Origin of the sequence: Flavobacterium sp. (assembly GCF_044338735.1) — a bacterium.
GTDB lineage: Bacteria > Bacteroidota > Bacteroidia > Flavobacteriales > Flavobacteriaceae > Flavobacterium.
Genome location: NZ_JBIIWV010000172.1, coordinates 1 through 4,179, shown reverse-complemented (window position 1 = coordinate 4,179; position 4,179 = coordinate 1). Strand labels below are relative to the sequence as shown.

General features: G+C 32.6%; 4 protein-coding genes and 1 tRNA gene. 2 read left to right on the top strand and 3 right to left on the bottom strand.

Annotated elements, in window-relative coordinates; genetic code table 11:
- Positions 1 to 8: 8 nt before the first annotated feature.
- The 3 genes from ACIQZC_RS09490 to rplU form a co-directional block, all read right to left on the bottom strand.
- Positions 9 to 90, bottom strand: a tRNA-Leu gene (locus ACIQZC_RS09490).
- A gap of 124 nt (positions 91 to 214) precedes the next feature.
- Positions 215 to 475 carry a 50S ribosomal protein L27 gene (gene rpmA, locus ACIQZC_RS09485; RefSeq protein WP_133610147.1) on the bottom strand — a complete coding sequence of 87 codons (261 nt, stop codon included), beginning with the start codon at positions 473 to 475 and terminating at the stop codon, positions 215 to 217.
- An 18-nt stretch (positions 476 to 493) separates the two neighbouring features.
- Positions 494 to 922 (bottom strand): 50S ribosomal protein L21, encoded by a 429-nt coding sequence (gene rplU, locus ACIQZC_RS09480; protein ID WP_396138987.1) that lies wholly within the window; start codon positions 920 to 922, stop codon positions 494 to 496.
- Between the two features lie 186 nt (positions 923 to 1,108).
- On the opposite strand from rplU, the gene ACIQZC_RS09475 reads away from it, so the two are divergent.
- Both ACIQZC_RS09475 and ACIQZC_RS09470 read left to right on the top strand, forming a co-directional pair.
- Positions 1,109 to 2,434 (top strand): M16 family metallopeptidase, encoded by a 1,326-nt coding sequence (locus ACIQZC_RS09475; RefSeq protein ID WP_396138986.1) that lies wholly within the window; start codon positions 1,109 to 1,111, stop codon positions 2,432 to 2,434.
- A gap of 12 nt (positions 2,435 to 2,446) precedes the next feature.
- Positions 2,447 to 4,179 (top strand): M16 family metallopeptidase (locus ACIQZC_RS09470; RefSeq protein WP_396138985.1); only part of this gene is annotated, 1,733 nt, incomplete at its 3' end.

Below are 4,179 nucleotides of genomic sequence, written 5' to 3'. Positions count from 1 at the left end.
TTTTTTTGTGCGGGTAAAAGGACTCGAACCTTCACACCTTGCGGCACCAGATCCTAAGTCTGGCGTGTCTACCAATTTCACCATACCCGCGATAATTGGAGTGCAAATATAACGCTTTCGATTAAAAATGCAAAACTTAATGAATTTATTTTGGAGTTAAAAATAAAAAAACCTCCCGTAAAGAGAGGTTTTAAATATGTTGCAAAATAAGTTATTAAGCTTCAAATGGAATTACAGAAACATATGATTTGTTTTCTGCTTTTTTCTGGAATTTAACAACTCCATCAACTTTAGCATGTAAAGTATGATCTTTTCCCATGTAAACATTTTCACCTGGGTTGTGCTTAGAACCTCTTTGTCTAACAATGATGTTTCCAGCAATAGCAGCTTGTCCACCATAAATCTTAACGCCTAAACGTTTTGATTCTGATTCTCTACCATTCTTCGAACTACCGACACCTTTCTTGTGAGCCATGATGTTATATTTTAAATGTTATTCTTCAGTTTTTGGTTTTTTTGTTGTTTTAGCTTTTGCTTTTGGCTTTACTTCTTCAGTAGTATCGGTTACTTCAACCTCAACTTCTTTTTTAGCAGCTTTTTTCTTAGCACTAGCAGCTACAATTCCCTCAATTAAAATTTGAGTGAATGATTGTCTGTGACCGTTTTTCTTTTTGTAACCTTTTCTTCTTTTCTTTTTGAAGACGATTACTTTATCACCTTTTAAGTGTTGTAACACTTTGGCTTCTACTGAAGCACCTTCTACAGCTGGGGCGCCTAAAGTTACGTTTCCGTTGTCATCTAACAAAAGAATTTTATCGAAAGAAACTTTCGAACCTTCTTCTGAAGCTAAACGGTGAACATAAACCTTTTGGTCTTTGCTTACTTTGAATTGTTGCCCTGCTATCTCTACGATTGCGTACATAACAATGATTTTAATTAAAAATTTTAAGGTTGCAAATATACAATAAATTATAAACCACACAACACATTAGCGTAATAAAATTATATATTTTTTGATTGGATAAAAAAAGTTGAAAAAAAATTAACCACATTTGTAACAATATTTGAAAAAAAACTACAAATAATATTATCAACAAATTAATAACGTATGAAAAAATCTTTAATGGCTTTGGGGACTGCACTAATGCTTGGCGGAACAGCTTCTGCTCAAAAAGTAACATTTGAAGAGTTTGATTTAGACAACGGATTACACGTTGTGCTTCATCAAGACAATTCTGCTCCAGTGGTAATTACATCAGTTATGTATCACGTGGGCGCGAAAGACGAACAACCTAACAGAACTGGTTTTGCACACTTTTTTGAACACCTTTTATTTGAAGGTACAAAAAATATTGCTCGCGGTGAATGGTTTAAACTAGTAACTGCAAATGGCGGTAACAACAATGCAAATACTACGGATGACAGAACGTATTATTATGAAGTATTTCCGTCTAACAATTTAGAATTGGCGCTTTGGATGGAATCGGAACGATTAATGCATCCAGTAATTAATCAAATTGGAGTTGATACTCAAAACGAAGTAGTAAAAGAAGAAAAAAGACTTCGTGTTGACAACCAACCTTATGGAAATTTAATTAAAGCAGTTAAGGAAAATATGTTTAAAGTGCATCCGTATAAATGGACCACCATTGGCGAAATGGAACATTTAGATGCTGCTACTTTAGAAGAATTTCAAGCGTTTAATAAAAAATTCTACGTTCCTAATAATGCCGTTTTAGTGGTAGCGGGTCAATTTGACAATGCACAAGCTCGAGAATGGATTACCCAATATTTTGGAGCTATTCCAAAAGGAACGCCAGTAACTCGTCAAAAAACTGAAGAGGCACCAATTACTCAAGAATTTAAAGCTTCTTGGGAAGATCCAAACATTCAAATTCCAATGTTAGTAGCTTCTTACAGAACGCCTTCAATGAAATCGCGTGATGCAAGAGTTTTAGATATGATTTCTACTTATTTATCAGACGGAAAAAGTTCTAAATTATACAAAAAAATCGTAGACGATAAAAAAATGGCGCTACAAATTGGTGCATTTAATTACAGTCAAGAAGATTATGGAATGTATTTAATTTATGGTTTACCAATGGGTGAAAATACTTCAGAATCTATCTTAAAAGAAATTGATGAAGAAATTATAAAAATGCAATCCGAATTAATTTCGGAAACTGATTTTCAAAAACTACAAAATAAATTTGAAAGTAATTATGTAAGCAATAACGCTTCAGTTGAAGGAATTGCAGATAATTTGGCGACTTACTATATGTTATATGGCGACATCAATTTAATCAATACCGAAATTGATATTTACCGTTCAATTACTAGAGAAGAAATTAGAGACATTTCTAAAAAATACTTAAACGCAAATCAGCGATTAATTTTAGACTATGTTCCTGCTAAAGACAAAGCTCAAAACTAAGATCGAAAACATATGAAAAAATTTATATACATAGCAGCCAGTTTATTTTTAACAATAACTATGCAAGCACAAGACAGACCTCAACCTAAACCAGGACCAGCGCCTTCAATAAATATTAATAAACCACAAAGTTTTATACTTAAAAATGGTTTAAAAGTGTTAGTAGTTGAAAATCATAAATTACCACGTGTTTCTTTTAATCTTACATTAGATAATCCGCCTTATGCTGAAGGTGCAAAAAAAGGAGTTTCTGATATTTTAAGTAGCATGATTGGTAACGGAACGGAATCTATGAACAAAGACGCTTTTAATGAAGAGATTGATTTCTTAGGAGCAAATATTAATTTTGATGCTTCGGGAGCTTCGGCAAACGGTTTGTCTAGATATTCAAAAAGAATATTAGAATTAATGGCTGATGGAGCTTTAAATCCATTATTTGTTCAAGAAGAATTTGAAAAAGAAAAAGAAAAAATAATTGAAGGTTTAAAATCTGAAGAAAAAAGTGTAACAGCAATTGCTAGAAGAGTTGAAAATGTTTTAACCTATGGAAAAGAACACTACAAAGGCGAATTTACTAGCGAAGAAACATTAAATAATGTAATACTTGATGATGTTATCGTTAATTATAACACATATTTTGTTCCAGCAAACGCATACCTTGTAATTGTTGGTGATGTGAAATTTAAAGAGGTTAAAAAAGAAGTGGAAAGACTTTTTGGAAGCTGGAAAAAAGCTACCGCACCTCAACTAACTTATTCTGATCCAAAAGACGTTCAATACAGTCAAATAAACTTTATTGATACTCCAAATGCAGTTCAATCTGAAATTGCTTTGGTTAATTTATCAAATTTAAAAATGACCGATACAGAATATTTTGCCGTTATACTAGCTAATCAAGTATTAGGTGGTGGTGGTGAAGGCAGATTATTCTTAAATCTTCGTGAAAAACACGGTTGGACTTATGGCGCTTATTCTTCAATTGGATCTGGAAAATACATCAATAAATTCCGCTCAGGATCTTCTGTTCGAAATGCAGTAACCGATAGCGCAGTTGTTGAAGTGTTCAACGAATTGAAAAAAATGAGAACTGAATTAGTTTCAGAAGAAGATCTTAAAAATGCAAAAGCTAAATACGTAGGTAACTTCGTAATGCAAATTGAAAAACCTTCTACAATTGCAGGTTATGCATTAAACAAAGAAACACAAGGATTGCCAGATGATTTTTACGAAAATTATATTAAAAACATCAATGGTGTAACCGCAGAAGATATTAAAAATTCTGCTAATAAATTTTTCTTAGCCAATCAAACAAGAGTAATTATCGTAGGAAAAGCTGCCGATGTGTTACCAGGATTAGAAGTAATGAGTAAAAAAGAAAAATTACCTATTTTTTACTTTGACAAATACGGAAATCCAACACAAAAACCTGAAGTTAAAAAACCAGTACCAGCTGGTGTAACTGCACAAACTGTTTTAAACGATTACATCAAAGCTATTGGTGGTGAAAAAGCGGTAAAAAATGTAAAAACATTAGCTATTCTTTCTTCAGGAACAGTTCAAGGTACTGCGCTTGAAATGGTAACAAAAACAGCGCCTAAAAAATTAGCTTTTGAAATGAAAGCGATGGGAATGACGATGTCTAAACAAATCGTTAACGAAAAAGAAGCTTATGCTATGCAACAAGGTCAACGTAAAGATTTTACAGGTGACGAATTAAAAGAAATGCAAGCCGAAGCAAATACATT